Here is a 20,310-nt window from a genome sequence, read left to right as displayed (position 1 = left end):
ACTTGAGGGCTGCACCGGAAAGAATTGGCGAAAGATTCGCCCGCGGAGGGGACAGGAGCCCGGACCGTTCAGATCGGCGCGACACCCAGCGTCGTGCCGCCGCACACATAGAGCACCTGCCCGGTGACGAAGCCGTTGTCGGGCGAGAGGAAGAACATCGTGGCGCGCGCCACGTCGTCCGCTGTGCCGAGGCGCTTCACGACGATGCTGTCGATGATGCGTTGGGTCTGCGGCGCCCCTTCGGGGTTGCTCTTGCGGAACAATTCGGTCGCGATCGGGCCCGGCGCCACGGCATTCACCGTGATCTGGTCGCCGCCCAATTCCATCGCCAGCGTGCGCGTGAGGCCGATCAGGCCGGCCTTGGTGGCCGAGTAGACGATGCGCTCGGGCTTGCCCAGCGCCGCGCGCGACGCCACGTTCACGATGCGGCCGTGGCCCGACGCCCGCAGCGCCGGCAGCGCGGCCTGGATCAGGATCATGCTGGCCTTGAAGTGCAGGCCCACGACATAGTCGAGGTCGGCCATCGTCGCGGTGTCGATCGTGCCGGGGCGCGTGGCGCCCGCGTTGTTGACCAGCGCCGTGACGGCATAGGTCGAGGTGATCTGCTGCGCAATCGCCTGGGTTTCGGCTTCCTTCGTCAGGTCGGCCTGGAGCGACACCAGGTTGGCATGGCTCCAGTCCGGCTTGTTGTAGTCGAGGTTGACGACGGTGCGGCCTTGCGCCAGCAGCGCCTCGCAGGTAGCCCGGCCGATGCCGGAGCTGCCGCCCGTGACCAGGGCGACTTCTTGTGGACTCATGGATTCTTTCTCTGTCAGACGCGTTCGAGGATCACGGCGATGCCCTGGCCCACGCCGATGCACATCGTGCACAGCGCGTAGCGGCCGCCCTGCTTGTGCAGCTGGTTGATGGCGGTGGTCGCGAGGCGGGCACCGCTGGCACCCAGCGGGTGGCCCAGCGCGATGGCGCCGCCGTTGATGTTCACGCGGGCGTCGTCGTCCTTGAGGCCGAGCAGGCGCAGCACCGCGAGGCCCTGGGCCGCGAAGGCTTCGTTGAGTTCGATCACGTCCATCTGGTCGATCGTCAGGCCGGTCAGCGCCAGCACCTTCTGCGTGGCGGGCGCCGGGCCGATGCCCATCACGCGCGGCGCGACGCCGGCGGTCGCCATGCCGACCACGCGGGCGCGCGGTGTCAGGCCGTGCTTGGCCGCGCTGGCTTCGTCGGCCAGCAGCAACGCGCAGGCACCGTCGTTCACGCCGCTGGCGTTGCCGGCAGTCACGGTGCCGTCGGGGCGCACCACGCCCTTGAGCTTGGCGAGCGACTCCATGCTGGTCTCGCGCGGATGCTCGTCCTTGCTGACGATGATCGCGTCACCCTTCTTCTGCGGAACCGTCACCGGCACGATCTCGGCATCGAAGAAGCCGGACTTCTGCGAAGCGACGGCGCGCTGCTGCGACGCGAGCGCCATGCGGTCCTGCGCCTCGCGCTCGATCTTGTAGTCGGTGGCGACGTTCTCGGCCGTCTCGGGCATCGAGTCGACGCCGTACTGCGCCTTCATCAGCTTGTTGACGAAGCGCCAGCCGATGGTGGTGTCGTACACCGCGTTGGCGCGGCTGAAGGCCGACTCGGCCTTGGGCATCACGAAGGGCGCGCGGCTCATGCTTTCGACGCCGCCGGCGATCATCAGGCCCGCTTCGCCGGCCTTGATGGCGCGCGCGGCCGAACCGACCGCGTCGAGGCCCGAGCCGCACAGGCGGTTGATGGTCGCGCCGCCCAGTTCCAGTGGCAGGCCGGCCAGCAGCGCCGACATGCGCGCCACATTGCGGTTGTCTTCGCCGGCCTGGTTGGCGCAGCCGTAGAGCACGTCGCCCACGGCCTGCCAGTCGACGTTCTTGTTGCGTTCCATCAGCGCCTTGAGCGGGATCGCGCCGAGGTCGTCGGTGCGCACGCTGGACAGCGCACCGCCGTAGCGGCCGAAGGGGGTGCGGATGGCGTCGCAGATGAAGGCTTGCTTGTTGCTCATGTGTCTCTTCCTTGGTGGTGTCGGGTGGCGCCGCAGGGTGCCGCGTGGTGCGGTCAGGCGGCGATCGGCAGGCCGATCAGCGTCTCGAGTTCGGCGTGCGTGAGGCCGTCGACGACATCGATCAGCTTCAACCCGTCGGGCGTGCATTCGAGCGTGGCGAGGTCGGAGTAGACGCGCTTCACGCAGCCGATGCCGGTCAGCGGATAGCTGCACGCTTGAACGATCTTGCTCACGCCGGCCTTGGTCAGCAGGTCCATCATGACCCAGGTCTGTTTCGCGCCGATGGCGAGGTCCATCGCGCCGCCGACGGCGGGGATGGCGCCTTCTTCGCCGGTGCTCCAGTTCGCCAGGTCGCCGGTGGCCGACACCTGGAAGGCGCCGAGCACGCAGATGTCGAGGTGGCCGCCGCGCATCATCGCGAAGCTGTCGGCATGGTGGAAGAAGGAGCCGCCCGCCAGCAGCGTGACGGGCTGCTTGCCGGCATTGATGAGGTCGTAGTCCTCGCTGCCGGCAGCCGGTGCCGGGCCCATGCCCAGGATGCCGTTCTCGCTCTGCAGCACGATCTCGCGGCCGGCCGGCAGGTGGTTGGCCACCAGCGTCGGCTGGCCGATGCCGAGGTTGACGACGGCGCCGTCGAAGATGTCCTGCGCCACGCGCGCGGCGAGCTGGTCCTTGGTGCGACGTTGGTAAGTTGCAGTGGTCGTGCTCATGGTCATGCCGCCTTCTTGAAACCGCCGGCCTGGGTGGCCACGCGATCGATCTTCACCACGTGCTTCACGAACACGCCGGGGGTGACGATGCTCTCGGGGTCGAGCGCGCCGAGTTCGACGATCTCATGCACGGTCGCGATGGTCTTCTTCGACGCCATCGCCATCACCGGGCCGAAGTTGCGCGCGGCCATGCGGTAGGTCAGATTGCCCCAACGGTCGCCCGTCTCGGCCTTCACCAGTGCGACGTCACCGTAGATCGGGTACTCCAGCACATAGTGCTTGCCGTCGATCTCGCGCGTCTCGCGGCCCTTGGCCAGTTCGGTGCCGTAGCCGGTCGGGCAGAAGAAGGCGCCGATGCCGGCACCGGCGGCGCGGATGCGCTCGGCCAGGTTGCCCTGGGGCACCAGTTCGAGTTCGAGCTTGCCGCTGCGATACAGGCCGTCGAAGATCTGGCTGTCGACCTGGCGCGGGAAGCTGCAGATGATCTTGCGCACGCGGCCGGCCTTGAGCAGCGCCGCCAGGCCGCTCTCGCCGTTGCCCGCATTGTTGTTGACGACCGTGAGGTCCCGGGCGCCCTGCTCGATCAGGCCGTCGATGAGTTCGAGGGGGATGCCGGCGGTGCCGAAGCCGCCGATCAGCACGGTGGCACCGTCCTGGATGCCGGACATGGCATCGGCGATCGAAGGCGCGATCTTGTCGATCATGGAATCTGTCTCCGGTGAAGGATGGAGAAGCCGAGCATGACACTCGGAGGGGGGCTCTCTATTTGTTCGTATGTCGAACATTTGTTCTTATAATGAATTCTAAACAACAAAGGCCACTGATGGCAAACACGAGACAAGAAGAGGAAACCGCCCCGTCGCCGGGCGACAGCTACGTGCAGTCCTTCGCGCGCGGGCTGCAGGTGATCCGCTCCTTCAGCGCCACCGCGCCACGCCAGACGCTCAGCGAGGTCGCCGCCGCGACCGGCCTCACGCGCGCCGGCGCACGGCGCATCCTGCTCACGCTGCAATCGCTCGGCTATGTCGAGACCGACGGCAAGCGCTTCGCGCTCACGGCGCGCATCCTCGAGCTCGGCTTCGCCTACCTGTCGTCGATGCCGATCTGGAACCGCGCCGAGCCGGTGATGGAAGCGCTGGTGCGGCAGGTGAAGGAATCGTGCTCGGCCGCGGTGCTCGACGGCACCGACATCGTCTACGTGCTGCGCGTGCAGACGCACAAGATCATGCGCATCAACCTCGCGGTCGGCACGCGGCTGCCGGCCTACTGCACCTCGCTCGGCCGCATGCTGCTGGCCGACCTCGACGAGGCCACGGTGCGCGAGCGGCTCGAGGCGTCGGAGCGCACCGCGCTCACCCGCTACACCATCACCGACGTCGACACGCTGGTCGCGAAGGTCGCGCAGGCGCGGCGCCAGGGCTGGTGCCTGATGAACCAGGAGCTGGAGGAAGGCCTGATCTCCATCGCCGCGCCGGTGACCGACCGCAACGGCCGCACCGTGGCCGCGCTCAACGTCAGCGGCCAGGCCAACCGCACCAGCGCGAAGGTGATGCAGGAGACGATGCTGCCGGGGCTGCGTGCGGCGGCGGCGGAGATTTCGCGGCTGCTCTGACGCACCACGCGGCCGGTGCTACCCTCGAGCGAATCATGTTCAATCCCACCCAGGAAGAAGTGCGCCGCTTCTTCTGCAATGTCTACGCGAAGCACCGCGACGGCCTGCCGATGGAAGCGCTCGAGACCATCGCCGCCGGCTGGATCGACGCGCATCCCGAATACCACGCCGACCTGGCCGATGCCGACGCCGCGGTGACCCGCGTGTACGACGGCAAGGACGGGCAGGAGAACCCGTTTCTGCATCTGTCGATGCACCTGTCGATCAGCGAGCAATGCTCCATCGACCAGCCCCGCGGCATCCGCCAGGCGGTCGAACTGCTGGCGGCCCGCAGCTCGCTGCTCGACGCCCATCACGCGGCGATGGAATGCCTCGGCCGGATGATGTGGGAGGCCCAGCGCGCCGGGCGCCCGCCCGATGGCGAGGCGTACGTCGACTGCGTGCAGCGCAGAGCTACCCGCGACTGACCAGCGCGGCCGCGTGGGCCGGTGCCGCGTCGCGAAGCAGGGCCGCCAGCGTGCGCTGCGCCGCCGACAGTTCCACGCCGCTGCGCAACAGCAGGCCGACCGGCTCCTCGGTGCCGGCGGTGGCCACGCGCAGCCGCACCAGCGCGCCCGACAGCAGTTCGTCGCGGACCGCGCCGGCCGGCGTGAACCACACCGCATCCGATCGCAGCACCAGCGCCCGCGCGACCGCGAGGTCGAGCGTCTGCGTGTGCGTGGCCGGCAGCCGCAGCCCGAGGCCCGACAGCAGGCTCTCGGTGTGGTGCCGGGGAATCGTGCCTTCGCTGTAGACAACGAGCGGGTGCACCATCACGTCCTGCACCGAGGGCGCCGCGTCACGGGCCAGCGGATGCCCCGGCCGCACGACCAGCGCCAGAGGCTCGGCGCACAGCAGCTCGAAGCTCAGGCCCACCATGCGTTGCGGGTCGCTCATGCGGCCGCACACCAGGTCGAGCTCGCCGGCGCGCAGCGCATCGAACAGCACCGCGTTGACGCCGGTGCGCACCTCGACCTGCAGCGCCGGCATGCGTTCGCGCAGCGCCAGGAGCGCATCGACGAGCAGCGTCGGCGCGACGCTCGGCAACGCCCCGACGCGCAGGCGCTCGACGCGCTCGCCGCCGTCCGGCCGCAGCGACTGCGCGCCGGCGTCAATGGCTTCGAGCACGCGCAACGCGTGGGCCAGCAGCTGTTCGCCTGCGACGGTGAAGCGCTGGATGCCGCGCCGCCCGGCCTCGCCGCGCTCGACCAGGCGCATGCCGGCCAGCGCCTCGAGCTCGGCCAGGGTCTTCGACATGGCCGGCTGGCTCAGCGACAGGCGCTCCGCCGCGCGCGCCAGGTGGCGCTCCTGCGCCACCGCCACCAGGCAGCGCAGATGCCGCAGCTGCACGCCGCGCGCGAAGACCTCGGAAGGCGTCGTCATCGAATTACCGCTGGTTATGAGAAATCACAGAATGGTCAATTTACATCAACATCGCGCATGAATAGAGTGCGAGTTCCCCCCGACGATGGAGACACCCATGACCCCACCCGCCACCTCCGGCGCCGCCTTGCGCACGCTCGACCCGCGCGACTGGAAGAGCCACCCCTCGTACATCTACCCCGGCTACAAGTCGACGGCCAAGCGCGGCCCGCTGCAGCCGCTCATCCCGCTGAAGGCGTCACTCGGCGAACTGCAGCAGCCGGTGTACGGCCACGGCAGCATCGGCGAGTTCGACCACGACCTCACGCGCAACGCACGCCGCAACGGCGAGCCGATCGGCGAACGCATGATCCTCACCGGGCAGGTCTTCGACGAGCGTCGCCGCCCGGTGCGCAACACGCTGGTCGAGCTGTGGCAGGCCAACGCCTCGGGCCGCTATGTGCACAAGGTCGACCAGCACGACGCGCCGCTCGACCCGAACTTCCTCGGTGCCGGCCGCTGCCTGACCGACGACGAAGGCCGCTACCGCTTCCTCACCATCAAGCCGGGCGCCTACCCGTGGGGCAACCACCCCAACGCGTGGCGGCCGCAGCACATCCACCTGTCGCTGTTCGGCCAGCACTTCGCGAGCCGGCTGGTGACGCAGATGTACTTCCCCGGCGACCCGCTGCTGCAATACGACCCGATGGTCACCGGCACGCCCGAGAAGTACCGCAACCGCCTGATCGCCGACTTCAGCCTCGACATCACCGAGCCCGACTACGCGCTGGGCTACCAGTTCGACATCGTGCTGCGCGGTGCCGACGAGACGCCTTTCGAAAACCGCTGAAGCAGGAGACTCCCACCATGATGAGCGCACTGGAAACCAACTTCGGCCAGACCCCGTCGCAGACGGTCGGCCCCTACTTCGCCTACGGCCTCACGGCCACGCAGTACGGCTACGACTTCGACCAGCCCTTCGACGCGACCGTCGCGCTGGACGCCGCCGTGGGCGAGCGCATCCGGCTCGAAGGCCGCGTGTTCGACGGCGACGGCAACGCGATCTTCGACGCGATGATCGAGATCAGCCAGCCCGACGGCGAAGGCCGCTATCCGCAATCGGTGGAAGACGCGCAGGCGCGCGGCTTTCGCGCCTTCGGCCGCTGCGGCACCGGCACCGACGCGCAGAAGCGCTTCGTGTTCCACACCGTCAAGCCGGGCGCCGAGGCGCCGGGCGAGGCGCCGCACATCAACGTCATCGTGACGATGCGCGGCCTGCTGGTGCATGCCTTCACGCGCATCTATTTCAGCGACGAGGCCGCGGCGAATGCGGAAGACGCCGTGCTGCAGAGCGTGCCCGCCGCACGCCGCCCGACGCTGATCGCACAGCGCGTCGAACAGGACGGCGCGGTGCTCTACCGCTTCGACATCCGCATGCAGGGCGCGGACGAGACGGTGTTCTTCGACGTCTGAAGAGCACGGCACGGCTCGAGCAAAAAAAAGGGGCGCACCGTACGGTGCGCCCCTTTTTCATGTGCCCGCCAGGATCAGGCCGCGGCGCGCGTCAACCGTCCCTCGTTCATCGCCTGTTCCCGCAGGCGCTCGTACTCCTGCGCCGGCACGGGCACCGCATCGACGCTGCCGAGGTCCTTCATCTGCACGCGAGAGGTTTCGCGCGCGGTGTAGGCCGAGACGGCCGCGATCGCGCAGATGCCCAGCGTGATCGAGCCGACGATGAGCGGGATGTTCACCGCACCGGGCGGTGCCACCGCCACGAACAGCGCCGGCAGCATGGCCGTGATGGCGGTGCCGATGTTCTGCGCAATCGCCATGCCCGACACCCGCGTGCGCGTCGGGAACATCTCCGGGTAGAAGCTCGGGAACACCGCGTTGTAGCCCTGGTAGACCACGCCCCACATCAGCAGCGACATGACGATGGCCAGCGGCACGTTGTGAATGCTGATGGCATACAGGTAGCCGAAGGACAGCAGCCCCGAACCCAGCGCGCCGACGATGATCGGCAGACGCCGGCCCAGCTTGTCCGACAGGTTGCCGACGAACGGAATCACGATCACGGCCAGGATGTTGCCCATGACCGGGATCCACAGGTACACGTCCTTCTCGAAGCCGATGCCGTAGCCGGGCTGCACCGCGTAGGCCGCACCGAAGATGGTGGCGACCACCGGGATGACGTTCATCAGCGAGCAGCACATCACGCGCAGCATGTCGCGCCAGCTTTCGGTCACGGCCTGGATCACCGGCGCCTTCGGCACCTGGCCGCTCTTGTCGACTTCGGTGAAGGCAGGCGTCTCGTGGACCTCGCGGCGGATGATGTAGCCCGCGACGATGACCAGGAAGCTCAGCAGGAACGGGATGCGCCAGCCCCAGCTGTTGAAGGCGTCCGCAGGCATGTAGTGCGCGAGCGGCAAGAACACCGCCGCTGCGAGGATCTGGCCGGCCTGAACGCCCTGCAGCGTGAAGCTGGCGAAGAAGCCGCGCCGCCCGAAAGGCGCGTGCTCGAGGATCATCGAGCTGGCACCCGAGATCTCCCCGGCCACCGCGAAGCCCTGGATCAGGCGCATCAGCACCAGCAGCGCGGGCGCCCACAGGCCGACCTGGTCGTAGGTCGGCAGCAGGCCGACGGCCACGGTCGAGAAGCCCATCAGGAACATGCAGACGATCAGCACGTGCTTGCGGCCGTGGGTGTCGCCCCAGTGGCCGAGCACGAGCGCACCGATCGGGCGCGCCACATAGCCCACGCCGTAGGTCGCGAGCGACGCGATGATCGCGATCTGCGGGTCGCCCTTCGGAAAGAAGATCTGCGGAAAGATCAGCGCCGCGGCGGTGGCGTAAATGAAGAAGTCGTAGTACTCCAGCGCCGAGCCGATCCAGCCGCTGGCGGTGGCCTTTCGGGATTGGTGCTTGCCTTGCGGCTCGCCGGGTAAGTGGATGCTGCTCATGGTTGTCTCCTGGTCGGTGATCGGGTTGTTATGACTGGGCCTGTGATGCCATGCGTGCGGGCGCGTTGGTCGCGCCATACGCGTCGTAGCCGTCGACGCGTTGCACCACCTCGAAGAACAGGCCGTTCTCGAAGCTCTCGGTGTAGATGTGGAGGTAGTCGCCGTCGGGCGAGCGGTCGAACAGCACGCCGGACTCGCGCATGCGTTCGATCAGCCCTTCGTCGAGGTCCATGCGGGTGGCGAGGTCGTCATGGTAGTTGCCGGAGATCGGCACGAAGGCCACGCCATTGGCGCGCAGCCGTGCCACGCTCGCGAAGATGTCGTCGCAGCGCAGCGCGATGTGGTGCACCGCGCCGCCGCCGCTCCTGCGCAGGGTGCGCGCGGTGCGCGTGCGCTGGCTCAGCGACACGTTGAGCACCAGGCGCACGCTGCGGTCCGCATTGGCGACGCCACGGCTGCGGATGAGGCCGAAGGGGTCGGCCAGTTCGAGGCGCTCCCCGGGTTCCATGCCGAGCACCGCGCGCGAGAACAGCACCCAGGTGTCGAGCTGGTCAATGTCCAGGCCGAGAGCCACATGGTCGATGGCGAGGAGCCCCGCATCCGTTTCGCCTGGGCCTGCGTCGTTCAGCACGAAATCTGCGGCGTACAGACCGTCGCGACCTAGCGCGCTCGCCACGAAATGCACCAGGTTGCCCCCCGGCGCCACGATTGCCGGTACCCGCACTTCGCCCGGGCCGACCGGGCTGTGGTGCGGCTGCGAGCGCATGGCGACGGCGCGCTCCGCAGCGGCCTCCGGCGCGTCCGTGCGCAGACCCAGCGCGCAGACCGAGGCGCCGTGCGCATCGAAGCGCTCGCGCGCGAACGAGTCGGGCTGCGCGTTGACGATCAGGTGCACCTCGCCCTGGCGGTACAGCACCACGGCCTTGGACCGGTGCCGCCCGACACGGCGGAAGCCGAGTTGCTGCAGCAGGGCGCCGAGCGATGCGGCCGCCGCCTCGTCGACTGCGAACTCGATGAACGAAATGCCAGAGAGCGCCGGCAGCGGCGGCGGGTTGAACAGCGCGACCGGGGCAGGTCGTGCCTCGTCCAGGCGCTCGCGCACCTGGCTCTCGAGGTACAGCAGCGAGCGCATCGCGTCGACCGCCGTGCGCCGGTTGGGCGTCTCGCGGAACACGTCGTTGAAGATCTCCAGCGACAGCGGGCCGGTGTAGCCGGCGCGCAGCGTCTGCTCGAGAAAAGTCACGACATCGAAGTCGCCCTGGCCCGGGAACGAGCGGTGGTGCCGCGCCCACTGCAGCACGTCCATCGCCATCAGCGGCGCGTCGGCCATCTGCAGGAAGAAGATCTTTTCGCCGGGCATGTCGGCAATGCCGGCCGGGTCGTCCTTCAGCGAGAGCGTGTGGAAGCTGTCGAGGATCAAGCCCAGGTTCGGGTGGTCGGCCCGTCGCACGATGTCCCAGGCCTGGCCGTAGCGCGACGTGAAGCGGCCCCAGGCCAGCGCCTCGAAGCCGACGCGCAGGCCGCGCTGCGCGGCGCGCTCGGCCAATGCGTGCAACTGCGCCGCGGCGCGCGACGGGTCGTCGATGGCCATCGGCGAGGTGTTGGAGCAGCACAGCATCAGCCGGGCGCCCATCGCCTGCATCAGGTCGAACTTGCGCTCGGCGCGCTCCAGGCTGCGGCGGAACTGCGGCTCCGGCATGGCTTCGAAATCGCGAAAAGGCTGGTACAGGTCGAGCGACAGGCCCAGGTCGCGCGCGATGGCGCCCAGCGCGGCGGCCGAGCCGTTGAAGTGGATGAAGTCGTTCTCGAACAGCTCGAAGCCGTCGAAGCCGGCCGCGGCGATGGCTTCGAGCTTCTGGCGCAGGGTGCCGCTGAGCGACACCGTGGCGATCGAGCGGTGCATGGTCAGGCGTGGCGGCGGGTGGTCATGCACCGACTTTAGAAAGGCCCAGCGGCGCGGACAACGGTATGCGTCGCGGACGCGATCGATGATCGACCGCATGCGATCAAAATACGCACGAAACTCGGGTTAGACCTAGGCCATGACACGCACCGACAACGCCGCTCCGATCGACCGCAAACTCCTCATCGAAGGCCTGGGCAAGGGGCTGCGCGTGATCGAGGCTTTCACCGACGAGCGCACCCGCCTGACGGCGACCGAAGCCGGCGAACACGCGGGCCTGACGCGCACCGCAGCCCGCCGCTACCTGCTGAGCCTGGTGCACTACGGCTATGCGGCGACCGACGGCAAGTACTACTGGCTGCTGCCGCGCGTGCTGCGGCTGGGGCAGGCCTACCTCGAGGGCGCCCGCGTGCCGCGGTTGGTGCAGCCGTACATCCAGCGGGCCTCGATGCAGTGCGGCGAGACGCTCAATGTCGGCGCGCTGGACGGCCACGAGGTGGTGTACCTGGCGCGCAGCAATGCACCGCGCATGGTGTCGATCGGCTTCCACCCCGGCGCGCGGGTGCCAGCGCATGTGGTGTCGCAGGGCTTCGTGCTGCTGTCGACCTTCGACGACGCGGCGCTTGAAGAATGGATCGCCGAACACGACTTCGCCAGCTTCACCGGCGCGGCGCCGGTCGATGCAACCCGCTTCCGGGAGAGCGTGCTGGCGGCGCGGCAGCTCGACCACTGGCAGGCCGAGCAGCACCTCAACGTCGGCCTCAGCGGCCTCGCTGTCGCATTGAAGGACCGCAAGGGACGCTGCCAGTACGCGCTGAGCGTGACCGTGCAGCGGCAGGTCTACCCGGACGACGATTTACGCAAGAAGCTGCTGCCGGTGCTGCGCGAGGTGGCCGAGGCGATGCGGCCGATCATTTAGTAGCGCAACTGCGCGGCGGCCCGCAGTTCGTCCGGAGACGCAGTACCGAAGCCGAAGAACTCCAGGTAGGCCGGGATCATCTCGAACAGCATGTCGGTGCCCACCTGCACCGCGCAGCCCTTGGCCTTGGCCGCCTGCAACAGCGGCGTGTACTCGGACTTCATCACGACCTCGCCGACGAAGGTGTCGGGGCCGATGCGGTCGACATCGAAGGGCAGCGGGTCGCCCTCCTTCATGCCCAGCGGCGTCGCGTTGACGACCACGTCGAAGCCAGCTGGATCGTTCGAGCCGGTGCGCACCGTCAGCGCCGGGTAGTGTTCGCGCAGGCGGCCAGCCAAAACCTTGGCCGAGGCATCGCTGGCGTCGAACAGCGCGATCTCGGCCGCGCCGGCCGCCGCAATGGACGCTGCGATGGCCGAGCCCACGCCGCCGGTGCCGGACACCAGCACGCGCGTGCCCTTGAACGCCCGGCCCTTGCGCTCGACGCCGCGCACGAAGCCTGCGCCGTCGAACTGGTCGCCCAGCAGCGTGCCGTCGGGCCGCAGCAGGATGGCGTTGCAGGCGCCGGCAATGCGCGCAGTCGGCGTCACCTCGTCCATCAGCGCCACGGTCGCGATCTTGTGCGGCATGGTGACGAGCGCGCCGCGGATGTTCGTCAACTGGAACAGCGAAGCCAGCACCGTGGCGTACGCATCGGGCTTGACGCCCATCGGCACCACCACCGCGTCGATGCCCTGCTTGTCGAACCAGGGGTTGTAGATCATCGGCGCCTTGAAGGCTTCGGTGGGGTAGCCCAAGTGGGCGATGAGGGTGGTCTTGCCAGAAATCATGGAGCGGGTCGAAACGGAAGGAAGTCGGAATGCCGCGCCTCAGGGCGCGTGGTAGCGCAACGGCTGGCGGATTTCGCCATGCATGGCCTCGGGATAGATGCGCTCGCGCAGGAAGTCGGCGTCCTTGCTGAGCGCGCGCGCCACCTGCTCGAAGCCGAAGTAGCGCAGGTAGTGCGGCATCTGCTGGATCAGCATCTCGAAGCCGGCCTGCGCATGCAGCCCGCGGGCGCGCGCCGCCTGCACCAGCGGCGTCGGCTGGCCGCGCAGCAGGATGTCGAAGACGGCGGCATGGCGCTCCATGCGGGCCACGTCGAGCGGCAGTGCGTCGCCCTCGTTCAGCCCGAGCGGCGTCGCGTTCACCACCAGGTCGTAGCCTTCGGGTGCGTTGCTGTCGACGGCCGCCACGTCGGCATCGAAGAAGGCGTCGAGCTTGGCCGCCACGCCGGCCGCCTTGCCTGCGGCGCTGTCGAAGAAGGCCAGGTGCGCCACCCCGTTGACCTCGCCGCCCTCGACCAGGGCCACGCCCACGGCGGCTGCGCTCACGCCGGCGCCCAGCACCAGCACGCGCTTGCCGCGGAAGGGAATGCGGTAGTAGTCGAGCGCGCCGACGAGCCCTTCGCCGTCGAACAGGTCGCCCTCGATCCGGTTGTCTTCGGTGCGACGCACCACGTTCACCGAGCCGGCCACGCGGCCGATCAGCCCGCAGCCATCGAGCAGGTCGATCACCAGCGCCTTGTGCGGGGGCGCGAGCAGCATGCCGCGCACGTTGCGCGCCAGGAAGGCCGCCGCGAAGAAGACGGCGAAGTCACGGCGCGGCACCTGCATCGGCAGCAGCACAGCGTCGATGTCGAAGCGCTCGAACACGGCGTTGAACATCCGCGGCAGCCGCACGTTGCGCACCGGATCGCCCGGGATGAGGTAGGCCTGCGTGCTGCCGTTGATGCGATGGATGCCGTGGGTGCCTGGGGTCATGGGATCGTCTCGTCGATGAAAGGGCCGACCGCGCTGCGGGCGACCGCAGGCGGAACTGTAGGCGGCCGCGTCCCGCCGTGTCGAGGCGGCGGGCGCACAGCGCGATCGATCATCGCGCGCAATCGGTCGCTGATCGACCAGTTCGAGGGTTTCTCCTGTTCGATCGCCGATCGCCGGTCGCCGGAAACGACGAGGCCCGCACGCGGCGGGCCTGGCAATGGCAGAAAGGAGCGGCCTGCGGCTTACTTGCTGGCCGTGTGGAAGCGGGATTCGGGCACCGTCTTCACGTCGCCCGGCAGCGCGCTGATGTAGCCGGCCAGTTCCTTCAACTCGGCGTTGGTGAACTTCTTGGCCTGCCCGCCCATCACGCCGTTGGAACGACCGAGCTGGGCGTGGCTCTCGACCTTGTACGACTTGAGGGCGACGAACAGGTAGTCGGCATGCTGGCCGGCCAGCTTGGCCACGGTGCCGTCGTTCGGGGTGTTGAAGTTGGCGCCATGGCAGGTGGTGCAGGCGTTCGCCTTGTCGCGGGTGATGAGCGCCTGGACGCGTTCGCTCGGTTGCCGGGCGGGCGTCGCGGGTGGTGCCTCGCCCTCCTTGATGCCGAGCTGCGCGTAGTAAGCGGAGAGATCGGCGATGTCCTGGTCGGTGAGGCTGTCGGCGATGGCGCGCATCGTCGGGTGCTTGCGGTCGCCAGCCTTGTAGGCCGCCAGTGCCGCGCTGATGTAGGTGGCACTCTGGCCGCCGATCTTGGGGACCTTGTGCACTTCGGGGAAGCTGGCTTGGTAGCCGATGATGCCGTGGCAGCCGACGCACATGGCCGTCTTCTTGGCACCGTTCTCAACGCTGCCGGTGAGTTTCTGAGCCTGGGCGGAGACCGTCACGCAAGCGACAGCAAGGGCAAACATCGTGGTCAACAACTTGTTCATTTTGCGCGCACAATCTCGTGGAGAAACAGTTTTTTCAGATCAACATTTGATTATATGCGGGGGGTCCTGGCGGCCCCGTGCCTTGGCGACACCGGCAGCCGGCAACGCCGATCGAATGCGCCGATTCACCCACCCCCGCTCGATGTCATCCATGAAATTCAAGGGCTCCGACAACTACGTTGCCACCCAGGATCTGATGCTCGCGGTCAACGCGTCCATCACGCTGACCCGCCCCCTGCTCGTCAAGGGCGAGCCGGGCACCGGCAAGACGATGCTGGCCGAGGAAGTGGCCAGCGCGCTGGGTCTGCCGCTGCTGCAGTGGCACATCAAGTCGACCACCAAGGCGCAACAGGGCCTGTACGAATACGACGCGGTGAGCCGCCTGCGCGATTCGCAACTGGCCGACGTCGACGGCGGCGAGCGCGTCAAGGACATCCACAACTACATCGTGAAGGGCGTGCTGTGGCAGGCCTTCACCGCCGAGCAGCCGGTGGCGCTGCTGATCGACGAGATCGACAAGGCCGACATCGAATTCCCGAACGACCTGCTGCGCGAAATCGACCGCATGGAGTTCTACTGCTACGAGACGCGGGAGCTGATTCGCGCCAAGCACCGGCCGGTGGTCTTCATCACCTCCAACAACGAGAAGGAACTGCCCGACGCCTTCCTGCGCCGCTGCTTCTTTCACTACATCAAGTTCCCCGATGCGGACACGATGCGGAGCATCGTCGCGGTGCACTTCCCCACGCTCAAGCAGGACCTGCTCGCCGCGGCGATGAAGACCTTCTACGACGTGCGCAACCTGCCGGGCCTGAAGAAGAAGCCCTCCACGTCCGAACTGCTCGACTGGCTCAAGCTGCTGGTCGCCGAGGACATCCCGCTCGAAGCGCTGCAGAGCAGGGACGACAAGGTGGCGGTGCCGCCACTGGTGGGCGCGCTGCTCAAGAACGAACAGGATGTGACGTTGTTCGAAAAGCTCGTGTTCATGCAACGCAACAACCGTTGAACCCGCCAAAACGATGAGCGCAACCCCGCATCCGACGAAGCAGCTGCTGCTGCTTGGCGTGGCACAGGCCGCACTGTTCCTGGGTGGCGCACTGCTCGGCCGCTGGGTGGGGCTGATGCTCGGCCTCGATGCGCTGGGCGCCGGCTACGGCAACAGCACGATCTTCGGCATCCTGCTGATCGGCATCGGCGGCGGCGCCGGTGTGCAAATTGCACGCGCCCTGTACAAGCGCAAATACGGCGACCCGAGGAGTTGAGATTGGCATTTGTCGAACCCGTGACGCTCTCTTCGCGCGGCATTGCGCTGGTGCCGCTGGCCCTGGCGCATGAAGAAGGCCTGCGCGCCGCAGCCGCCGATGGCGAGCTCTGGCAGATCCGTGTGACCTCGGTGCCCGAGCCGCAAGACACGCGCGGCTACATCGAAACCGCGCTGCAGATGCGGGAGGCCGGCAACCGCTTCGCCTTTGCCGTCACCGATGAAGCCACGGGCACGGTGCTCGGCAGCACCAGCTACCACGACATCCTTCCGGCAGTGAAACGGGTCGAGGTCGGCTACACCTGGTATGCCAAACGCTGCCAGCGCACCCACGTCAACACCACCTGCAAACTGCTGATGCTCACGCACGCGTTCGACACGCTCGGCTGCAACGTGGTGGGCTGGCGCACCGACAACTTCAACTTCGCGTCGCAGCGCGCCATCGAGCGCCTGGGTGCCAAGAAGGACGGCGTGATCCGCGGCCATGCGCTGCGGCGCGACGGCACCATCCGCGACACGGTGATGTACAGCCTGAGCGTCGGCGAATGGCCGGAGGTAAAGGCCCAGCTGCTGTACCTGCTGGACAAGCCGCGCCACTGACCGCAACGCCCGACGACGAGCGCAAGGAGCCGCCATGCTGATCGATTTCTTCTACACCCTGCGCGCCGCCAAGCTGCCGGTGTCGGTCAAGGAATTCCTGACGCTGCTGGAGGCCCTCCAGGCCGACGTGGTGGGGCCGAATTCCGACGATGCCTGCGGGCTCGACGACTTCTACTACCTCAGCCGCACCGCGCTGGTGAAGGACGAGAAGCACTACGACAAGTTCGACCGCGCCTTCGCGGGCTACTTCAAGGGCGTCGACGTGCTCACGGACTTTACCAAGGACGTGCCGCTCGACTGGCTGCGCAAGACGCTCGAGCGCGAGTTCACGGCCGAAGAGAAAGCCAAGATCGAGAAGATGGGCTGGGACGAGCTCATGGAAACGCTGAAGAAGCGCTTCGAGGAGCAGAAAGAGCGCCACGAAGGCGGCAGCAAGTGGATCGGTACCGGCGGCACCTCGCCCTTCGGCCACGGCGGCTACAACCCGCAGGGCGTGCGCATCGGCGGCGCCGGCAAGAACAAGAGCGCGGTCAAGGTGTGGGACCAGCGTGCCTACAAGGACTACGACGACAGCCAGGAACTGGGCACGCGCAACATCAAGGTCGCGCTGCGGCGCCTGCGCAAGTTCGCGCGCGAAGGCCACGAGGAAGAGCTCGACCTGGATCACACCATCCAGTCGACCGCCGCCAATGCCGGCTACCTCGACATCAAGATGCGGCCGGAGCGCCACAACAACGTCAAGGTGCTGCTGCTGATGGACGTGGGCGGCACGATGGACGAGCACATCCAGCGCGTCGAGGAGCTGTTCTCGGCCGTCAAGACCGAGTTCAAGCACCTGGAGTTCTATTACTTCCACAACTGCGTCTACGACTTCATGTGGAAGAACAACCGGCGTCGCTTCTCCGAGAAGTTCGCGACCTGGGACATCCTGCGCAAGTACAACAAGGACTACAAGCTCATCTTCGTCGGCGACGCGACCATGAGCCCCTACGAAATCCTGCAACCGGGCGGCAGCGTCGAATACAACAACGAGGAAGCCGGCGCCGAGTGGCTGCAGCGGCTCACCCACACCTTTCCCAAGTTCGCCTGGATCAATCCCGAGCCACAGGGCGTGTGGCAGTACCGCCAGAGCATCTCGGTGGTGCAGCAGCTGATGTCCAACCGCATGTACCCGCTCACCCTGAAGGGTCTGGAAGAAGCGATGCGGATGTTGTCAAAGTAGCGCAAGTTGAGAAAAGATTTTTAACAATACGAGTGCTTTTGGTTACATTAAGGGCAATCGGCCTCATGAAAAAAGCGCTTTCGCTTCCGGGCCACTGTGAGATTGCCCATGTCCGCCCAGCCCTTTGCCATGAATGACACCGCGACCCTGGGTCTCGTCCGAGCCATGCGGGCGGACTGCATCACCATCCGCGGCACCACCCTCGTGCTGGACGAGTTGGTCGATGCGGCGTTTTTCACCCAGGAGGCCCGGCAGCGGCTGCGCGCGCAACTGGCGGGCGCCGCGCCCTTCCCGCATCTGGTGGTCGATGGCCTCTTCAACCCGGACCTGCTCAAGCTGATCCTCGAGGAATTCGACACCCACCGCGCGACCGGCTGGTACGACGTGCAGAGCAACTACGAGCGCACCCGGCGCTCGGTGCTCGGCGCCGCGCTCGGCCCGGCGTCGCAGCTGTATTTCGACCTGGTGAACTCCGGCTGGTTCACCGCCTGGCTGTCGGACGTGAGCGGCACCTCCTACCTCATCCCCGATCCGCTGCGCCACGGCGGCGGGCTGCATGAAAGCCGCACCGGCGGCAGCTTCGCGGTGCACCGCGACTTCGACCGCCATCCGCACACCGGCCTGAAAAACGAGATGGTGTTCATCACCTACCTGAACCGCGACTGGCAGCCCGAATGGGGTTCGGCGCTCGAGCTGTGGAACGCGAAGGAAGGCCAGTGCGTCACCACCGTGCAGCCCGAGTTCGGCCGCACGCTGCTGATGCCGCACGGCCCGAACAGCTTCCACGGCCATCCGACGCCGCTCAACGCGGTCGACGGCCGGCCGCGCCGCTCGGTGGCGGCCTACTTCTACACCGGCACCCCGGTGCCGGAGGAAGACCTGAACCGCTCGATTTCCATCTTCATCGCGCCGCGCCGCGTCGACGCCGCCAAGGCCGCGCTTCGCCAGTGGGTGCCGCCGATTCTCTGGCGTGTCGCCAAGAAGATCACCGGCCGCTGAAAGCAGGACGCGCCTGCGTCCGACGCGCCCCAGGCGGGTGCGTGCAGCAACTGCTGTCAGAATGCAGCGATGCTCAGGGTGGCTCCCTTCCGAACGCCGGCGTCATGGCCGGCGTTGCTTTTTGCAATCGTCCTTCTGCTGCAGGGATGCAGCCTGCTGCCGAAAAAAGACGTTGACGCCGAAGCCGGCCGGACTGCGGTGGCCGGCGGTGCCTCGGACGATGCACCCGGCGATGGCCGTGACGCCTTCACGCTCGCGGTGCGCGGCCCCGACGCGGTTCGCGATTACCTCGCCCTGCACCTGGAAATCCAGCGCTACAGCAAGATCCCCGACCTCGGCGCCACCGAGTTGTCGCGGCTCATGGTGGCGGCCGAGGCGAACGCGCGCGAACTGCTCGCCACGCTCGGTTACTTCACGCCCACGCTCACTCTCGAGCTGAAGGAAACGCCGGCCGGCAAGGCACCGCGCGAGGTGACGGTCACGGTCGACCCCGGCGAACCCACCCGCGTCGGCCCGGTGGACATCGGCTTTCGCGGTGCCATCGCCGACGACCCGGCCGCCGCCGCCCAGCGCGAGGCGATCCGCTCCGCCTGGACGCTGCGCACCGGCCAGCTCTTCACGCAACCGGCGTGGGACAACGCCAAGACCGTCGGCCTGCGCAGCCTGACCGCCAAGCGCTATGCCACCGGCAACGTCGCGACCAGCCGCGCCGAGATCGATGCCGACAAGGGCGAGGCCAAGCTGGGCGTCGCTTACGACTCCGGCCCGGCCTACCGCTTCGGCCGGCTCGACGTGCGGGGGGTCGAACGCTACAGCGCCGACGGCACGCGCCGCATCGCCCGCATTCCCACCGGCTCCGACTACGACCAGCAGAAGCTGCTCGATGCGCAGCAGCGCCTGGCGAGCAGCGGGTACTACGACTCGGTCTTCCTCACGCTCGACACCGAGGGCACCGACCCGCAGGCCGCACCGGTGATCGCGCAGGTGCGCGAGGCCCCGCTGCAGAAGGTGGTACTCGGTGTCGGCTTCACCACCGACAGCGGCCCGCGCGTGTCGCTGGACCACGTGCACAACCAGATGCCGCTGCTCGGTTGGCGCGCGGTGTCGAAGCTGTCGATCGACCAGAAGACGCAATCGCTCGGCACCGACTGGAACGGCATCCCCGACAACACCGGCTGGCGCTGGTTCGGCTCCGGCCTGCTCAAGCACGAGACCGCGGGCACCTACGACACCAACAGCGGCCGCGTGCGCGCGGGCCGTGGCCGCACCGGCGACCGCATCGAGCGCAGCCTGTTCCTGCAGTACGACTACGCGACCAACGAGGGCACCGGCGCGCCGCCCTCGGCGTCGGCGATCAGCGCCAACTGGGGCTGGACCGGCCGCTACTTCGACGACAACGCCGCGCCCACGCGCGGCCAGGGCCTGGCGCTGGAACTGGGCGTCGGCCAGACGCTGCTGGGCGAACGCGCGCCCTTCGTGCGCAGCTATGCACGCTGGCTCGGCATCCTGCCCATCGGCACCGTGCAGGGCAAGGACGGCGGTGTCGCGCGCAGCAGCCGTCTGCAGTTCCGTGCCGAGGGCGGCGCCATGGTGGCCCGGGACAACGCGCAGATCCCCACGACGCTGCTGTTCCTGACCGGCGGCGACACCACGGTGCGCGGCTACAGCTACCGGCAGATCGGCACCGAGCGGTCCGACGGTGCCATCGTGGCCGGCCGCTACCTCGGCGTGGCCAGCGTCGAGTGGCAGCGACCGGTCGTCTGGAAGGGCAAGCTGAGCGAATTCGAAACCGCCACCTTCGTGGATGCCGGCTCGGTGGCCGACAAGTTCGGTGCGCTGAAAGCCAAGGTCGGCGTCGGTGCCGGCGTGCGCTGGCGCAGCCCGGTCGGTCCGGTCCAGGCCGACGTCGCCTACGGCGTCGACGTGAAGCAGTTCAGGCTCCATCTCCGCCTGGGCTTCAGCTTCTAGAAGC

Annotated in this window: 21 protein-coding genes; 11 read left to right on the top strand and 10 right to left on the bottom strand. The window is 67.9% G+C overall.

The window, feature by feature from the left end; genetic code table 11:
- Nucleotides 1-68: 68 nt before the first annotated feature.
- The 4 genes from ACSFBE_RS07030 to ACSFBE_RS07015 are packed head-to-tail and all read right to left on the bottom strand — an operon-like array spanning nt 69 to nt 3,434.
- A complete protein-coding gene (locus ACSFBE_RS07030; RefSeq protein WP_435489668.1) occupies nt 69-797 on the bottom strand; it encodes an SDR family NAD(P)-dependent oxidoreductase in 729 nt (242 codons plus the stop codon).
- Nucleotides 798-811: 14 nt separating this feature from the next.
- Nucleotides 812-2,020 carry a 3-oxoadipyl-CoA thiolase gene (gene pcaF, locus ACSFBE_RS07025; protein WP_435489667.1) on the bottom strand — a complete coding sequence of 403 codons (1,209 nt, stop codon included), beginning with the start codon at nt 2,018-2,020 and terminating at the stop codon, nt 812-814.
- A gap of 53 nt (nt 2,021-2,073) precedes the next feature.
- Nucleotides 2,074-2,736: a 3-oxoacid CoA-transferase subunit B gene (locus tag ACSFBE_RS07020; RefSeq protein WP_435489666.1), complete on the bottom strand. Its 663-nt coding sequence runs from the start codon at nt 2,734-2,736 to the stop codon at nt 2,074-2,076.
- The gene (locus tag ACSFBE_RS07015) at nt 2,733-3,434 is read right to left on the bottom strand and encodes a 3-oxoacid CoA-transferase subunit A (RefSeq protein ID WP_435489665.1); all 702 of its coding nucleotides are present in this window, start codon (nt 3,432-3,434) and stop codon (nt 2,733-2,735) included. Before ACSFBE_RS07015 ends, ACSFBE_RS07020 begins: the two co-directional genes overlap by 4 nt.
- 119 nt (nt 3,435-3,553) lie before the next feature.
- Here ACSFBE_RS07015 and ACSFBE_RS07010 point away from each other — a divergent pair, with 119 nt between their 5' ends.
- Together ACSFBE_RS07010 and ACSFBE_RS07005 are read left to right on the top strand one after the other, a co-directional pair.
- Nucleotides 3,554-4,342, top strand: coding sequence for an IclR family transcriptional regulator domain-containing protein (locus ACSFBE_RS07010; RefSeq protein WP_435489664.1), 789 nt, complete (start codon nt 3,554-3,556; stop codon nt 4,340-4,342).
- A gap of 35 nt (nt 4,343-4,377) precedes the next feature.
- Entirely contained in the window at nt 4,378-4,809 is a 432-nt protein-coding gene (locus tag ACSFBE_RS07005) for a DUF1841 family protein (protein WP_435489663.1), read from the top strand.
- Here the strand turns inward: ACSFBE_RS07005 and ACSFBE_RS07000 are convergent.
- Nucleotides 4,796-5,764, bottom strand: a complete 969-nt coding sequence (locus ACSFBE_RS07000) for a LysR substrate-binding domain-containing protein (protein WP_435489662.1) — start codon at nt 5,762-5,764, stop codon at nt 4,796-4,798. The genes ACSFBE_RS07005 and ACSFBE_RS07000 overlap by 14 nt on opposite strands.
- 97 nt (nt 5,765-5,861) lie before the next feature.
- Between ACSFBE_RS07000 and pcaH the strand changes: the two genes are divergently transcribed.
- Nucleotides 5,862-6,593, top strand: coding sequence for a protocatechuate 3,4-dioxygenase subunit beta (gene pcaH / locus ACSFBE_RS06995; protein WP_435489661.1), 732 nt, complete (start codon nt 5,862-5,864; stop codon nt 6,591-6,593).
- Between the two features lie 17 nt (nt 6,594-6,610).
- Complete coding sequence (pcaG, locus tag ACSFBE_RS06990; protein ID WP_435489660.1) at nt 6,611-7,216, top strand: protocatechuate 3,4-dioxygenase subunit alpha; 606 nt, start codon at nt 6,611-6,613, stop codon at nt 7,214-7,216.
- A gap of 74 nt (nt 7,217-7,290) precedes the next feature.
- Here pcaG and ACSFBE_RS06985 read toward each other — a convergent pair whose 3' ends face one another.
- Together ACSFBE_RS06985 and ACSFBE_RS06980 are read right to left on the bottom strand one after the other, a co-directional pair.
- On the bottom strand, nt 7,291-8,703 hold the full coding sequence (locus tag ACSFBE_RS06985; RefSeq protein ID WP_435489659.1) for an MFS transporter: 1,413 nt from the start codon (nt 8,701-8,703) through the stop codon (nt 7,291-7,293).
- Nucleotides 8,704-8,731: 28 nt separating this feature from the next.
- Entirely contained in the window at nt 8,732-10,606 is a 1,875-nt protein-coding gene (locus ACSFBE_RS06980) for a bifunctional sugar phosphate isomerase/epimerase/4-hydroxyphenylpyruvate dioxygenase family protein (RefSeq protein ID WP_435489658.1), read from the bottom strand.
- A 139-nt stretch (nt 10,607-10,745) separates the two neighbouring features.
- Here ACSFBE_RS06980 and ACSFBE_RS06975 point away from each other — a divergent pair, with 139 nt between their 5' ends.
- Entirely contained in the window at nt 10,746-11,525 is a 780-nt protein-coding gene (locus ACSFBE_RS06975) for an IclR family transcriptional regulator domain-containing protein (RefSeq protein ID WP_435489657.1), read from the top strand.
- Here ACSFBE_RS06975 and ACSFBE_RS06970 read toward each other — a convergent pair.
- The 3 genes from ACSFBE_RS06970 to ACSFBE_RS06960 form a co-directional block, all read right to left on the bottom strand.
- Nucleotides 11,522-12,355, bottom strand: coding sequence for a shikimate dehydrogenase family protein (locus tag ACSFBE_RS06970; protein ID WP_435489656.1), 834 nt, complete (start codon nt 12,353-12,355; stop codon nt 11,522-11,524). The two genes, ACSFBE_RS06975 and ACSFBE_RS06970, sit on opposite strands and share 4 nt — an antisense overlap.
- A 39-nt stretch (nt 12,356-12,394) precedes the next feature.
- On the bottom strand, nt 12,395-13,327 hold the full coding sequence (locus ACSFBE_RS06965) for a shikimate dehydrogenase family protein (protein WP_435489655.1): 933 nt from the start codon (nt 13,325-13,327) through the stop codon (nt 12,395-12,397).
- Between the two features lie 242 nt (nt 13,328-13,569).
- Nucleotides 13,570-14,256 carry a c-type cytochrome gene (locus ACSFBE_RS06960; protein ID WP_435489654.1) on the bottom strand — a complete coding sequence of 229 codons (687 nt, stop codon included), beginning with the start codon at nt 14,254-14,256 and terminating at the stop codon, nt 13,570-13,572.
- 151 nt (nt 14,257-14,407) lie between these two features.
- On the opposite strand from ACSFBE_RS06960, the gene ACSFBE_RS06955 reads away from it, so the two are divergent.
- The 6 genes from ACSFBE_RS06955 (at nt 14,408) to ACSFBE_RS06930 (ending at nt 20,306) form a co-directional block, all read left to right on the top strand.
- On the top strand, nt 14,408-15,262 hold the full coding sequence (locus ACSFBE_RS06955) for an AAA family ATPase (RefSeq protein ID WP_435489996.1): 855 nt from the start codon (nt 14,408-14,410) through the stop codon (nt 15,260-15,262).
- Nucleotides 15,263-15,275: 13 nt separating this feature from the next.
- Entirely contained in the window at nt 15,276-15,518 is a 243-nt protein-coding gene (locus tag ACSFBE_RS06950) for a hypothetical protein (protein WP_286539386.1), read from the top strand.
- A gap of 2 nt (nt 15,519-15,520) precedes the next feature.
- Nucleotides 15,521-16,117 carry a GNAT family N-acetyltransferase gene (locus tag ACSFBE_RS06945; protein WP_435489653.1) on the top strand — a complete coding sequence of 199 codons (597 nt, stop codon included), beginning with the start codon at nt 15,521-15,523 and terminating at the stop codon, nt 16,115-16,117.
- A gap of 34 nt (nt 16,118-16,151) precedes the next feature.
- On the top strand, nt 16,152-17,339 hold the full coding sequence (locus ACSFBE_RS06940; RefSeq protein ID WP_435489652.1) for a vWA domain-containing protein: 1,188 nt from the start codon (nt 16,152-16,154) through the stop codon (nt 17,337-17,339).
- A gap of 129 nt (nt 17,340-17,468) precedes the next feature.
- Complete coding sequence (locus ACSFBE_RS06935) at nt 17,469-18,338, top strand: 2OG-Fe(II) oxygenase (RefSeq protein WP_435489651.1); 870 nt, start codon at nt 17,469-17,471, stop codon at nt 18,336-18,338.
- Between the two features lie 69 nt (nt 18,339-18,407).
- Nucleotides 18,408-20,306: an autotransporter assembly complex protein TamA gene (locus tag ACSFBE_RS06930; RefSeq protein ID WP_435489650.1), complete on the top strand. Its 1,899-nt coding sequence runs from the start codon at nt 18,408-18,410 to the stop codon at nt 20,304-20,306.
- Nucleotides 20,307-20,310 lie beyond the last annotated feature (4 nt).

The sequence above is a fragment of the Variovorax sucrosi genome, assembly GCF_051216635.1.
Lineage (GTDB): Bacteria > Pseudomonadota > Gammaproteobacteria > Burkholderiales > Burkholderiaceae_C > Variovorax.
Note: the sequence above shows the minus strand (reverse complement) of the source record. Positions and strands in the feature narration are given on the sequence as shown.